General features: G+C 72.6%; 9 protein-coding genes. 2 read left to right on the top strand and 7 right to left on the bottom strand.

The window, feature by feature from the left end; all coding sequences use genetic code 11:
• Nucleotides 1-8: 8 nt before the first annotated feature.
• Both ACFY00_RS07735 and ACFY00_RS07730 read right to left on the bottom strand, forming a co-directional pair.
• The gene (locus ACFY00_RS07735) at nt 9-953 is read right to left on the bottom strand and encodes an ABC transporter substrate-binding protein (RefSeq protein WP_388028323.1); all 945 of its coding nucleotides are present in this window, start codon (nt 951-953) and stop codon (nt 9-11) included.
• Between the two features lie 268 nt (nt 954-1221).
• A complete protein-coding gene (locus ACFY00_RS07730) occupies nt 1222-2175 on the bottom strand; it encodes an ABC transporter substrate-binding protein (protein ID WP_388028321.1) in 954 nt (317 codons plus the stop codon).
• Between the two features lie 563 nt (nt 2176-2738).
• Here ACFY00_RS07730 and ACFY00_RS07725 point away from each other — a divergent pair.
• Both ACFY00_RS07725 and ACFY00_RS07720 read left to right on the top strand, forming a co-directional pair.
• On the top strand, nt 2739-3932 hold the full coding sequence (locus tag ACFY00_RS07725; RefSeq protein WP_388028318.1) for an NADP-dependent malic enzyme: 1194 nt from the start codon (nt 2739-2741) through the stop codon (nt 3930-3932).
• Nucleotides 3933-4128: 196 nt separating this feature from the next.
• The gene (locus tag ACFY00_RS07720) at nt 4129-5091 is read left to right on the top strand and encodes a zinc-binding dehydrogenase (RefSeq protein WP_388028315.1); all 963 of its coding nucleotides are present in this window, start codon (nt 4129-4131) and stop codon (nt 5089-5091) included.
• 81 nt (nt 5092-5172) lie between these two features.
• Here the strand turns inward: ACFY00_RS07720 and ACFY00_RS07715 are convergent, their stop codons facing one another.
• The 5 genes from ACFY00_RS07715 to ACFY00_RS07695 all read right to left on the bottom strand — a co-directional run bounded on the left by ACFY00_RS07715 (nt 5173) and on the right by ACFY00_RS07695 (nt 13370).
• Nucleotides 5173-6168: a helix-turn-helix transcriptional regulator gene (locus ACFY00_RS07715; protein WP_388028314.1), complete on the bottom strand. Its 996-nt coding sequence runs from the start codon at nt 6166-6168 to the stop codon at nt 5173-5175.
• Nucleotides 6168-7061 carry a DUF4097 domain-containing protein gene (locus ACFY00_RS07710; protein ID WP_388028313.1) on the bottom strand — a complete coding sequence of 298 codons (894 nt, stop codon included), beginning with the start codon at nt 7059-7061 and terminating at the stop codon, nt 6168-6170. Before ACFY00_RS07710 ends, ACFY00_RS07715 begins: the two co-directional genes overlap by 1 nt.
• A gap of 217 nt (nt 7062-7278) precedes the next feature.
• Nucleotides 7279-7458: a DUF6104 family protein gene (locus ACFY00_RS07705; protein ID WP_014138038.1), complete on the bottom strand. Its 180-nt coding sequence runs from the start codon at nt 7456-7458 to the stop codon at nt 7279-7281.
• A gap of 62 nt (nt 7459-7520) precedes the next feature.
• Nucleotides 7521-9416: a serine/threonine-protein kinase gene (locus tag ACFY00_RS07700; RefSeq protein ID WP_388028311.1), complete on the bottom strand. Its 1896-nt coding sequence runs from the start codon at nt 9414-9416 to the stop codon at nt 7521-7523.
• A gap of 210 nt (nt 9417-9626) precedes the next feature.
• Nucleotides 9627-13370, bottom strand: a complete 3744-nt coding sequence (locus ACFY00_RS07695; RefSeq protein WP_388028309.1) for a multifunctional oxoglutarate decarboxylase/oxoglutarate dehydrogenase thiamine pyrophosphate-binding subunit/dihydrolipoyllysine-residue succinyltransferase subunit — start codon at nt 13368-13370, stop codon at nt 9627-9629.
• Between the last annotated feature and the right edge of the window lie 118 nt (nt 13371-13488).

The following is a 13488-nucleotide window of genomic DNA, read 5'->3' as shown; positions in this document are numbered from 1 at the left end:
GCGGAGGGTCAGCCCTTGCCGGCGGGGTTGATCTCGGAGGTGTTGACCGCCCCCGCGGAGACGCCCCACTTGTCGAGGATGGTCTTGTAGGTGCCGTCCGCCATCAGCGACTGGATCGCGCCCTGGACGGCCTTGCTGAGCGGCGAGTCCTTGGCCAGGATCACGCCGTACGGGGCGGCGCCGTAGGTCTCGCCGAGCTTCTCCAGCTGGCCGCCGGTCTGCTTGAGGGCGTAGTCGACGACCGGGGAGTCGGCCAGCATGACCTGGTCGCGGCCGGAGACGAGCGACTGGGCGACGTCGGTCTGCAGGGCGAAGCGGTCGCCGTCGTTCGGGATGGCGGGCTTGCCGGCCTTGGCGCAGTCCGGGTTGCGGGTGTCCTTGATCTCGTCGGCCTGGGTGGTGCCGTCCTGGACCGCGACCTTCTTGCCGCACAGGTCGTCCAGGACGATCTTGTCCGGGTTGCCCTTCTTCACGGCGGCGGAGGTGCCGGCCGAGAAGTAGGTGACCATGTCGACCTGCGCCTCGCGGTCCTTGGTGTCGGTGAAGGAGCTCATGCCGAGCTGGTACTTGTTCGACTGGATGCCGGGGATGATGTCGGTGAAGCCGGCGCTCTGGAAGTCGGCGGTCAGGCCGAGCTTCTGGGCGATGGCCACGCCCAGGTCGACGTCCATGCCGACGATCTTGCCCTTCTCGTCCTTGAACTCGTTGGGCGCGTACGAGGTGTCGGAGCCGACGACCAGCTTGCCGCCGGACTTGAGCTCGGCCGGGACGAGGGCGGCCAGCGCCGGGTCGGCCTGGACGGCCGGGATGGCCTGGGTGGGGATCGGGGCGGCGCCCGAGGTGGTGGTGGTGCCGGTGCTGGAACTGCCGCAGGCGGTGAGGAGCAGCGAACCGGCCGCGAGGGCCGCGGTCGCGGCGATCGGCCGCAGGCGCGGGGAACGGGCAGCGGGCATGGGGGTCTCTCCTCCTGGAGTCGGACGGTGATCGCGCTGCCGGGTGGGGTGGCGCGGTACAGCGGGGTCGTCGTTCGCCACCCTCCGCCGAGGTGACAGGTGGATCCGATGTGGGGGGAATCCTGCCACTCTGGGTGGCCAAATCATCCCCGTGGCAGATCAAAATCGGATAACAGGACTGGCTACCGTCCGTTATCCGGAGCATTTTCCCCGATCATGTCACCCGGTGCATAACCATGCACCGGGTGACCGCCTGCCGGACCGGGGCCTAGAAACTGCCGTTCACCACCGCGCTCTGCACCGCGCCGCCGCTCAGCCCCCACTTCGCCAGGACCTCGTCGTACTGCCCGTTGCGGATCAGCCGGTCCAGCGCCTTCGCCACCGCGTCCCGCAGCGCGGTGTCCTCCTTCTCGAAGGCGATCCCGTACGGCGCCACCTGCAACTGCTCGCCGACCACCTGGAACTGCCCGCCGCCCCGCCCGTGCTGCACCGCGTGCGCCGCCACCGGCGCGTCGTTCAGGTCCACCGCGGCCCGGCCCTGCGCGACCAGGGCCAGCGCCTGGTCGTCGGTCTCGGTCTCGGTCACCGTCAGCTTCCGGCCGGTCTTCTGGCACGCCTCGGCCTGCCGCTCCAGCAGCACCGCCTGCACGGTCTCCCGCTGCACCGCGGCCGTCCGCCCGCACAGGTCGTTGAGGCCGGTGATCCGCTGCGGGTTGCCCTTCGCCGCCACGATCGAGGTGCCGGTGACGAAGTAGTCGACGAAGTCCAGGCCGTCGTTGACCTTCCGGGCCTGCTCGTCGGTGCCGTCCCGGCGCTGCGGGTTGTCGGTCATCCCCGACATCACCAGGTCGTACTCGTTGGCCTGCAACCCCAGCCGCAGCCGGTCGAACGGCACGTCGCTGAACTGCACCCGCACGCCCAGCACGGCGCCCAGGGCGTTGGCCAGGTCCACGTCCAGGCCGTCCGGCTTGCCGCCGTCCGCCTTGAAGCCGATCGGCGCGTACGTCAGGTCGGAGCCGATCCGCAGCACCCCCGACGACCGGATGCGGTCCGGGAGTTGGGCGTGCAGGTCGGCCGCGGTGGCCCCGGCGTCGCTGCTGCGGCCCGACGGGGCGGCGGTGCCGCAGCCGGACAGCAGCAGCGAGCCGGTCAGCGCGGCGGCGGCGAGGGCGGCGGTGCGGGGCGTCGCCGAGGGTCTGGCGGGGGGAGTGGCCGTCGACATCTGGGGTCCTCCTGTGGGAGAGGGGGGCGGGCCCCCGCCGCTGCGCGCTGGTGTGCGCGGCCGGTGCGACGGGGCAGGACGCGTCCCGACGGGCGGGGGAACGTCCGGACAACGGTGGTCGAACACCGGATACTGCCATCCCGGCCTGCTCAGCCGGGTAGCGGGTGTGTCAGAATCTGGTATCGGGTGACCCCCGACGCAGAACTCAGACCGCCGGTTCGCCACAGGGCCGGGGTGCCGCAGGAACGGAAGCCGTCACCGGCTCCGTATCCGAAGCGCCAGCTCCCCTCCGTGTCTGCGTTCACGCCTGCGAGTGCCCGCGGACCCCTCGCTTCGGGGGCCACGCGGAACAAGAAGGACCCGGCACAGGTGCGGTGCCGACGTCCGGACGAACAACGCAGAACACCTGAAACCCTCACCCCGAGGGCGTCGCCCGACGGCTGCGCCCCGACCCGGAGACGGGTGCGCCGAAGGCGGCGCGCCCGTACTCGCGCATTGGCGCGCGACCGGGTCGAAAGTCCGTCGGACGTGCGCCTTCGCTGATATATGACGAAGAGGTCATTGTGGCAGCGGAGATCATCACCGACACCCAGAGCACCGACGATCCGGTGGACGCCGTCTTCGCGCTCCACCGCGGCGGCAAGATGGAGATCCGGGCGACCGTCCCGGTCCGCGACGCGGACGACCTGTCGCTCGCCTACACCCCGGGCGTGGCCCGGGTCTGCACCGCCATCGCCGAACAGCCCGCGCTGGTGGACGACTACACCTGGAAGGCCAACACCGTCGCCGTCGTCACCGACGGCACGGCGGTGCTCGGCCTCGGCGACATCGGCCCCAAGGCCTCGCTGCCCGTGATGGAGGGCAAGGCCATCCTGTTCAAGCAGTTCGGCGGCGTCGACGCGGTGCCGATCGCGCTGGACTGCACCGGGGTCGACGAGATCGTCGAGACCGTGGTCCGGCTGGCCCCGTCCTTCGGCGGCGTCAACCTGGAGGACATCTCCGCCCCGCGCTGCTTCGAGATCGAGAAGCGGCTCCAGGAGCGGCTCGACATCCCGGTCTTCCACGACGACCAGCACGGCACCGCGATCGTCACCACCGCCGCGCTGTGGAACGCCGCCGAGGTGACCGGCCGTCAGGTCGGCGACCTGCGCGCCGTCATCTCCGGCGCCGGTGCGGCCGGCGTCGCGATCGCCAAGATGCTGCTGGCCGCGGGCATCGGCGACGTCGCGCTCTGCGACCGCCGCGGCGTGGTCCACCAGGGCCGCGAGGACCTCACCGACGTCAAGGCGGAGATCGCGGCGCTCACCAACCGCAGCGGCCTCAAGGGCAGCCTGGCCGACGCGCTGAACGGCGCGGACGTGTTCATCGGCGTCTCCGGCGGCACCGTCCCGGAGGAGGCCGTCGCCACCATGGCGCCCGGCTGCTTCGTCTTCGCGATGGCCAACCCCACCCCGGAGATCCACCCCGAGGTCGCCCACCGGTACGCGGCGGTCGTCGCCACCGGGCGCTCGGACTTCCCGAACCAGATCAACAACGTGCTGGCCTTCCCCGGCATCTTCGCCGGTGCGCTCTCCGTCCGGGCCAGCCGGATCTCCGAGGGCATGAAGCTCGCCGCGGCGAAGGCCCTGGCGGGCGTCGTCGCCGACGAGCTGACCCCGCAGAAGGTCATCCCCTCGCCGTTCGACGAGCGGGTCGCCCCGGCGGTGACCCGCGCGGTCGCGGAGGCCGCCCGGGCGGAGGGGCTCGCCCGGATCTGATCCGATCCGCGAGCGCGATGCCGTGGGGTCCGCCCGGGGACGGGACACCGTCCGGGGCGGACCCCGCCGTCTGCGCGGGGGGCGCGGGGGCGGCGGGGCGCGGGGATGCGCAACGGCGGTGCGGGAAAAGCAATATGGGGACGTTCACAGTGAGTCGTGGTTAACGCGCGGGGGGCCGCCCGGTTAGGGTCCGGGCATGTTCGCTGCCTACGCCGCCCGCATCAGCCCCGACGACCCCCTGAGCGCCCTGGAGTTGGGCGAGGTGCCCGAGCCGGAGGCCCGGCCCGGCTGGAGCGTGGTCACGGTCAGGGCCGCCACGCTCAACCACCACGACCTGTGGTCGCTGCGCGGGGTCGGCCTGCCCGCCGAGCGGCTGCCGATGGTGCTCGGCTGCGACGCGGCGGGCGTGGACGAGGACGGCAACGAGGTGGTGATCCACTCGGTGATCGGCCAGAGCGGCCACGGGGTGGGCCCGCGCGAGACGCCGTCCATCCTGACCGAGCGCTACCAGGGCACCTTCGCCCAGCGCGTCGCGGTGCCGACCTGGAACCTGCTGCCCAAGCCGAAGGAGCTGAGCTTCGAGCAGGCCGCCTGCCTGCCCACCGCCTGGCTGACCGCGTACCGGATGCTGTTCACCAACGCCGGGGTCAGGCCCGGCGACACGGTGCTGGTGCAGGGCGCCGGGGGCGGGGTGTCGACCGCGCTGGTGGTGCTGGCGAAGGCCGCCGGGCTGCGGGTGTGGGTCACCGGCCGGGACGAGGCGAAGCGGGCCCGGGCGGTCGAGCTCGGCGCGGACGCCGCGTTCGAGAGCGGGGCGCGGCTGCCGGAGCGGGTGGACGCGGTGATGGAGACCGTCGGCGCCGCGACCTGGTCGCACTCGGTGAAGTCGCTGCGCCCGGGCGGCACGATCGTGATCTCGGGGGCGACCAGCGGGCCCAACCCGAAGTCCACCGAGCTGAACCGGATCTTCTTCCTGCAGCTCAAGGTGGTCGGCTCGACCATGGGCTCCAAGGAGGAGCTGGCCGGACTGCTGGCGCTGTGCGCCAACGCCGGGGTGCGGCCGGTGATCGACTCGGTGCTGCCGCTGAGCGACGCCCGGGAGGCGTTCGCCCGGCTGGAGCGCGGGGACGTGTTCGGCAAGCTGGTGCTCACGCCCTGACCCCGACCCGGTCGGCCCCGGGGAGAGGGCGGAGCGCCCCCGACCCGTCCTCGGGGGCGCTCCGTGTCTCGGCGGACGCGCTCAGCGCTCGTACAGGGCGCGGGCGGCGGCGGCCAGCGCCTGCTGGGCCCGGGCCAGCCGGGCGGCGTCGACGCCGCGGTCGCGGGCGGTGTCCCGGACGTGGTCGCGGAACCGGTCGAGCAGGCGCTCCAGCTCGCGGGCCGGGTCGCCGGCCGGGTCGGTGCGGGCCCAGTCGGGCAGCTCGGACGGCGCGGGGGTCCCGGCGGCGGGCGCGTCCTTGTCGAGGTCGATCCGGACGGCCGGCTCCTCGGCCGCGCCCCAGCGGGCCGCGTCCGCCAACGAGCCCAGGCCGCGGGTGAGTTCGGCCAGGCCCTCGGCCAGCCCGGCCGACCAGTCGCCGCCCGCGGCGTGCGCCTTGACCTGCTCCTCGACCCGGCGCTTGAGCCGCAGCGCCTCCTGCTGGGCGGCGGTGCGGGCGGCCCTGGACTGCTCGCGCAGCCGCTTGGCCTCGGCCTCGGCGGCCTTGGCCTGCTGCCGGGCGGCCTTCTCCTGCTCCTTGGCCCGGCGGGCCTGCTCCTTGGTCTCGGCCTTGAGCCGGGCGAACTCCTCCTTGGCCCGCTGCCAGGACTCCTGGTCGCGCCAGGGGGCCCCGCCGGAGGTGGTGGTGCCGGGGTCGGCGGCGGCCTGGTTCCAGAGCTCGGCGCGCAGGTCCTTGGCGTTGTCCCGGACGTCCTGCCGGATGGCTCCGGCGAGCTGGCCGACCGAGTCGTGGATCTCGGCCTCCAGGTCGGTCAACTCGGCCGAGCGGGAGGCGAGTTCGGCCCGGCCGGGCTCGGTGAGCCGGTAGACCTTGCGACCGCCCTCGGTGGTGTGGCTGACCAGGCCCTCGGCCTCCAGCTTGGCGAGCCGGGGGTAGACGGTGCCCGCGGAGGGCGCGTACAGGCCGTGGAAGCGCTCCTCCAGCAGGCGGATCACCTCGTAGCCGTGCCGGGGGCTCTCGTCGAGCAGCTTCAGCAGGTAGAGGCGCAGTCGCCCGTGGCCGAACACCGGTGTCATCAGGACTCCTTGGTCAGGTCGAGCGGGGCCGCCGACAGCTCCTTGGGCGGGCGCTCCTCCTCGGCTTCGGGGCGGCGCTGGACGGTGACCGCGCCGGTGACGGTGGTCACCGAGAGGCGGCCGCGGCCGGTGCCGAGCTGGCCGGAGAGCTTCTTGGAGCCCCAGCCGCCGCCGACGCTCAGTTCGGCGAAGGCGCTGGAGAGCGTACCGCTGGTGGTGCCGGCCTCGACCTTGGCGTCGGCCAGGGCGGGCAGCCGGACGCCGACCGCGCCGGAGACGGTGTTGACCGCGATGTCGGTGGGGGTGGCGGCGTCCAGGTCGAGCGTGACGGCGCCGGAGACCGAGTGGGCGCGGATCCTGGTCGCGGACCCGGCCACCAGGGTGACCGCGCCGGACACCGTGTTGACCTTCAGCTCGCCGGACAGGCCCTCGGCGTCGACGTCCCCCGAGACGGTGTTGGCGTTGACCAGGCCGGTCAGGCCGGCCAGCGTGATGGCGCCGCTGGCGCCGTGCACGCCGACCTCGCCGCCGATGCCGGAGACCGTGGCGTCGGCGGAGACGGTGCCGACCCGGATCACGGCGGCGGCCGGGACGGCCACCGTGAGGTCGGCGCGGCGCTTGCGGCGCAGGCCGGAGAAGAAGGACTTGACCGTCTGCACGGACTTCACGGCATCGCCGAACTCGCTCCAGCTGAGGTCCTTGTAGGTGACGGTCAGCACGCCGTCCTCCAGCGAGACCTGCAGCGGCTCGCCCTCCAGCCCGGCGACCTCCAGCCGGGCGGGGCCCTCGGTGGGGACCACGTTCACGGTGCCGTCGACGACGCGCACGTGCAGGCTGTGCACGTCCCCGTCGAAGGCGATGTTCTGGGCGCTGTCTACCGTCCACTGGGTCATTTCGGGCTCCCCGTCCGTCCTGTCCTCCGATACGCGATGTATCGCGTTCTTCCTGCTCTTCACGATATATCGCGTAGCCGGGAAGTCAAGGAGCTCCGACCCCCACCCCGACCCGGAGCGCACCCCGAGGCGCCGCTCCGGGAGAACCCCGGGAACGGCCGCGGCCCGGAAGGCGAACTCGCCTTCCGGGCCGCGGTGCTGACGCGTCGTCAGCCGCTCACTCGTCGTCCTCGTCGTCCAGCCGGGCCAGCCAGGTGGCCAGCCGCTCCACCGGCACCTCGAAGTCCGGGTTCAGGTCCACGAACTCCCGCAGGCGCTCGGCCAGCCACTCGAAGGTGACCTCCTCCTGGCCACGCCGGCTCTCCAGCTCCTCGATGCCGCGGTCGGTGAAGTACACGGTGGTTCGCTCCGGGGGTGCGGGTTCTCGGTCCGTCGGGCTCCAGGATAGTGCGGCTCCGATCAGCCGTTGTACCGGTAGTAGCTGAGCGAGAGCGACACCGCGCCGTCGTTGCCGACGTTGTTGATCTTCATGACCGCCACGCTCCAGGTCTGCCGGTTGCGCACGCAGATCATCCGGCCCGGCGGGAGGTCGGCGTACGGGAACGCCGCGCTCGGGTTCTTGTCGATGGCGTCCGAGCACTCCTGCGGGGTCAGCGAGTCCGCCTTGCTGAGGTACCGGTCGTAGTCGTCGGGCACGTACAGCTTGTCGTAGCTGGGCCGCAGCAGGGTGTCGCTGAGGGAGGTCGGCACCACCTTGCCGTTGAGCAGGTCGAAGCCGTAGTCGTTGCTGGGCGCGGACAGCTCGCGGTCGGTGTAGACCGCGGTGAACCCGGCGGGCGCCCCGCTCTTGCGGGCGGAGGGCGAGGCGGACGCCGAGGTGGCGTGCTTGGACGGGGCCTCCGACGGCGCCGCCACCTGGTCCTGGCTGCCGGACCCGCCCCCGGCCGGGGACGGGCCCACCGTGACGGTCTGCGTCGCGACCGGGTGGTTGTCGTCGTCCTTGTTCAGCGTCTTCATCAGCACCAGGCCGCCGGTGGTGCCCGCCAGCAGCGTCACCAGCGTGACCACCAGCAGGGTCTTCCAGGACACCCCGCCCCGGCGCTCCGGCCGCGCGGGCTCCGCGACGGGCGGCTCGGCGGCCAGCGGGGCGGCGGGCCCGGGCGGCGGGGTGTGCCGCTCGGTCAGCCGCAGCGTCGGGTCGGCCGGGGCGGCCGCCGCCTCCGGGACCGGGGCCGGGGCCGGTGGCCCGAACGCGCCGGACGGCGGCGCGAGCGGGGCGGGCTGCGGCACGGGCGACGCGAGCGGCGGCGCGGACGGGGGCGCGAGCGGGGCGGGCTGCTGCGCGAACGGGGCGGCGACCGGCAGCGGGGGAGTGGCGGGCAGGGTCGGCGGCGCCGCGGGCAGCGGGGTCGGCGGCGTCCGCGGCAGGTCGGAGCGCCGGGTGATCTCGGTGTTCACCTGCCCGGGCAGCCAGTCCTCGCCGAACCGCAGCTGCCCGCCCACCACCGGGTGCTCCCGGGCCGCCCGGATGATCTCGGCGGGCGTCGGCCGGTCCGCCGGGTCCTTCGCCAGGCAGCGGCCGACCAGCTCGCGCAGCGGCGCCGGGACGGTGCTCAGGTCCGGCTCCTCGTGCACCACCCGGTACAGCACCGCGGTGTCCGGCCCGTCGCCGAACGGCGGCGCGCCGCCCGCCACGTACGCGGTCAGCGCGCCCAGCGCGAACACGTCGGTGGCCGGGGTGACCGGCCTGCCCTGGGCCTGCTCCGGCGACATGAACGCGGGCGAGCCGATCCGGTAGCCGGTGCCGGTCAGCGCCGTCGCGTCGGCGGCCCGGGCGATGCCGAAGTCGATCACCCGCGGCCCGTCCGAGGCCACCAGCACGTTGGCCGGCTTGAGGTCCCGGTGCACCACCTGGACGCTGTGGATCGCCTGCAGCGCCTCCGCGATGCCGCCGACCAGCAGCAGCACCGTCCGCACCGGCAGCGCCCCGTGCTCGCGCACCACCTGCTGCAGCGAGGGCCCCGGCACGTACGAGGTGACCAGCCACGGCGCGCCCGACTCCAGGCCGCCGGAGTCGATCACCTGCGCCGTGTACAGCCCGTGGATGCGCTGGGCGCTGCTCACCTCCTGCGCGAAGCGGCGGCGGAACTCGCCGTCCTCGGCGAACTCCGGGCGCACCACCTTGAGCGCCACCGGGCGGCCGCCCGGCGTGTACGACAGGTAGACCCGGCCCATGCCGCCCGCCCCGAGCCGGGCGAACAGCCGGTAGCCGCCGACCTCCCGGGGGTCGTCCGCCAGCAGCGGCTGGAAGACCGGCGGGAGCGGTGCGGCGTGCTGCGGAGTGTCGGCTGCCATGCGGCGGGTCCCCCTGTGGACGAGCGGATCGAGAGGCGGCCGTCCCGGCACCCGGAGGCGGGAACGGCGAACCATAACCTATCGATCCGTCAGATCCCGTGCAGCCCGCGGTGTCCCCCCGGGCGTCACGGTCCGGAAACGGAACCGCCCCGCCCCCGGGGAACCGGGGGACGGGGCGGTGCCGCGCCGTGCCGTGCCGCGTTCAGCGCGTCAGAGCGCGAACACCTCTTCGATCAGCGCCTGCTGCTCGGCCGCGTGCCGCTTGGCGGAACCCACGGCCGGGGCCGAGGAGGCCGGACGGGCCACCCGGCGCAGTCGGGCGTTGCCGCCGGAGCGGCCGATCACGACCTGCAGGTGGTCGACCAGGTTCATCGCGATGAACGGCCAGGCACCCTGGTTCGCCGGCTCCTCCTGCGCCCAGACGAACTGGACGTTCTCGCCGTAGCGGCCCAGCTCCTCCTGCAGCTCGGCCACCGGCAGCGGGTACAGGCGCTCGACGCGGACGATCGCGGTGTCGGTGACGCCGCGCTCGGTCCGGGCCGCCTCCAGGTCGTAGTAGAACTTGCCGGAGGTGATGACCACCTTGCGGACCTGCGCCGGGTCGACCGTGCTGTCCCCGATCACCGGGCGGAACGAGCCGCTCAGGAACTCGGAGGTGGCGGACGCCGCGGCCTTCAGGCGCAGCATCGACTTCGGGGTGAAGACGATGAGCGGCTTGTGGTGCGGGTTGTGCGCCTGCCAGCGCAGCAGGTGGAAGTAGTTCGACGGCAGGGTCGGCATGGCGACCGTCATGTTGTCCTGCGCGCACAGCTGCAGGAAGCGCTCCGGGCGGGCGGACGAGTGGTCCGGGCCCTGGCCCTCCATGCCGTGCGGCAGCAGCAGGACGACGCCGGAGTGCTGGCCCCACTTCTGCTCGGCGGAGGCGATGTACTCGTCGACCATGGTCTGCGCGCCGTTGACGAAGTCGCCGAACTGCGCCTCCCACATGACCAGCGCGTTCGGGCGGGTCAGCGAGTAGCCGTACTCGAAGCCCATCGCCGCGTACTCGCTGAGCAGCGAGTCGTAGACGGTGAAGCGGGCCTGGTCCTCGGTCAGGTACATCAGCGGGGTGTAGTCCTCGCCGGTGTTCCGGTCGATCAGCACCGCGTGGCGCTGGCCGAAGGTGCCGCGGCGCGAGTCCTGGCCGGCGAGGCGGACGGGGTGACCCTCCATCAGCAGCGAGCCGATGGCGAGCGCCTCGCCGGTGGCCCAGTCGATGGTGTTGTCCTCGACCGAGGCGGCGCGGCGCTGCAGCTGCGGCAGCAGGCGCGGGTGCACGGTCAGCCAGTCCGGCAGGTTGACCTGCGAGGCGGCGATCCGCTTGACCATCTCGGCGGAGATGCCGGTCTGGATGGACACCGGGAAGTCGGCGACCGGGCGGCCGGTCTCGGCCGGAGCCGGGGCGGCGGTGGCCTCGCGGACCTCGGCGAACACCTTCTCCAGCTGGCCCTGGAAGTCCTGGAGCGCCTGCTCCGCCTCCTCCATGGTGATGTCGCCGCGACCGATCAGCGCCTCGGTGTAGAGCTTGCGCACCGAGCGCTTCTTGTCGATCAGGTCGTACATCAGCGGCTGGGTGAACGACGGGTTGTCGGCCTCGTTGTGACCGCGGCGGCGGTAGCAGATGAGGTCGATCACGACGTCCTTGTGGAACTGCTGGCGGAACTCGAAGGCCAGCCGCGCGACGCGGACCACGGCCTCCGGGTCGTCGCCGTTCACGTGGAAGATCGGCGCCTCGATCATCCGGGCGACGTCGGTGCAGTACATCGACGAGCGCGAGGAGGCCGGGGCGGCGGTGAAGCCGACCTGGTTGTTGACCACGATGTGCACGGTGCCGCCGGTGCGGTAGCCGCGCAGCTGCGACATGTTCAGGGTCTCCGCGACCACGCCCTGGCCCGCGAAGGCCGCGTCGCCGTGGATCTGGATCGGGAGCACCGGGAAGGTGGTGCCGCCGAAGTCCAGGATGTCCTGCTTGGCGCGGGCGATGCCCTCGACCACCGGGTCGACGGTCTCCAGGTGGGAGGGGTTGGCGGCCAGCGACACCTTGATGGTCTCGCCGTCCAGGCCGGTGAAGGTGCCCTCGGAGCCGAGGTGGTACTTCACGTCGCCGGAGCCGTGCATCGACTTCGGGTCCAGGTTGCCCTCGAACTCGCCGAAGATCTTGCCGAACGGCTTGCCGACGATGTTCGCCAGCACGTTCAGGCGGCCGCGGTGGGCCATGCCGATCACGGCCTCGTCGAGGCGGTGCTCGGCGGCGGCGTCGATGGTGGCGTCCAGCAGCGGGATGAGCGACTCGCCGCCCTCCAGCGAGAAGCGCTTCTGCCCGACGTACTTGGTCTGCAGGAAGGTCTCGAAGGCCTCGGCCGAGTTCAGCCGGCGCAGGATGCGCAGCTGCTCCTCGCGCTCCGGCTTGGTGTACGGCTTCTCCAGGCGGTCCTGCAGCCACTTGCGCTGCGCCGGGTCCTGGATGTGCATGTACTCGATGCCGACGGTGCGGCAGTAGGTGTTGCGCAGCAGGCCGAGGATGTCGCGGAGCTTCATCATCTTCTGGCCGCCGAAGCCGCCGACCGCGAACTCGCGCTCCAGGTCCCACAGGGTGAGGCCGTGCGTGGTGACGTCCAGGTCGGGGTGCTTGCGCTGCATGTACTCCAGCGGGTCGGTGTCGGCCATCAGGTGGCCGCGGACCCGGTAGGAGTGGATCAGCTCCATGACGCGGGCGGTCTTGTTGACCTCGTCGTCGTGGGTGGTCGCCACGTCGGTGGCCCAGCGCACCGGCTCGTACGGGATCCGCAGGGACTCGAACACCTCGTCGTAGAAGTTGTTCGCGCCCAGCAGCAGCTGGTGGATCGAGCGCAGGAACTCGCCCGAGGCCGCGCCCTGGATGACCCGGTGGTCGTAGGTCGAGGTCAGGGTCATGATCTTGGAGATGCCCAGGCGGGCCAGCGTCTCCGGCGAGGAGCCCTGGAACTCGGCCGGGTACTCCATGGCGCCGACGCCGACGATGGTGCCCTGGTTCTGCATCAGGCGCGGCACGGAGTGCACGGTGCCGATGCCGCCGGGGTTGGTCAGCGAGACCGTGACGCCGGTGAAGTCGTCCATGGTCAGCTTGTTGGCGCGGGCCCGGCGGACGATGTCCTCGTAGGCCTGCCAGAAGCCGAAGAAGTCGAGCGTCTCGGCCTTCTTGATGGCCGCGACGACCAGCTGGCGGTCGCCGTTCGGCTTGACCAGGTCGATGGCGAGGCCCAGGTTCACGTGCTCGGGCTTCACCAGGTAGGACTTGCCGTCCTCCACCTTGTAGCTGTAGTTCATGCCCGGGTTGGCCTTCACGGCCTGCACCAGCGCGTAGCCGATCAGGTGGGTGAAGGACACCTTGCCGCCGCGGGCGCGCTGCAGGTGGTTGTTGATGACGATGCGGTTGTCGATCAGCAGCTTCGCCGGGACGGCGCGCACCGAGGTGGCGGTCGGAACCTCCAGCGAGGCGTCCATGTTGGACGCCACGGCCTTGGCCGGGCCGCGCAGCACGGTCAGCTCGGGGCCCTCGGCGGCCTTGGCCGGAGCGGCGGCGGCCGGGGCCGCCGCCTTCGGCGCGGGCGGCGCGGCGGGGGCGGCCGGGAGCGGCGCGGGGGCGGCCACCGGCTGCGCGGGCGCCGGCGCGACGGGCGCGGGGGCGGCGGGCGCGGCCGGAGCAGCGGCAGCGGGAGCGGCAACGGGGGTCGGCTGGGCGCCGACCGGAGTTGCGGCCTGGGTCACTGGAGTCACCTCGGTACCGGGCTTGTAGTCGGCGAAAAAGTCCCACCAGGCGCGGTCGACCGAGGCCGGGTCCTGGAGGTACTGCTGGTAGATCTCGTCGACGAGCCACTCATTGGGGCCGAAGCCAGTGGAACTTGCCGAGCTGGGGGTTTCTTGGTGTGGCGACACGGGGCAACCGCCCTCTTCCGCTTCCTTTTGGGATGGTGGACAGCGGGGATTAAGGCTACGCCTCCGACGAGTGATCGCGCAGTCCCCGGTGGTCAGGCGTCGCCCAGATCACATTGCC

This window comes from Kitasatospora sp. NPDC001540 (assembly GCF_042894345.1).
Taxonomy (GTDB): domain Bacteria; phylum Actinomycetota; class Actinomycetes; order Streptomycetales; family Streptomycetaceae; genus Kitasatospora; species Kitasatospora phosalacinea_C.
This window is presented reverse-complemented; position numbering and strand designations above follow the sequence as displayed.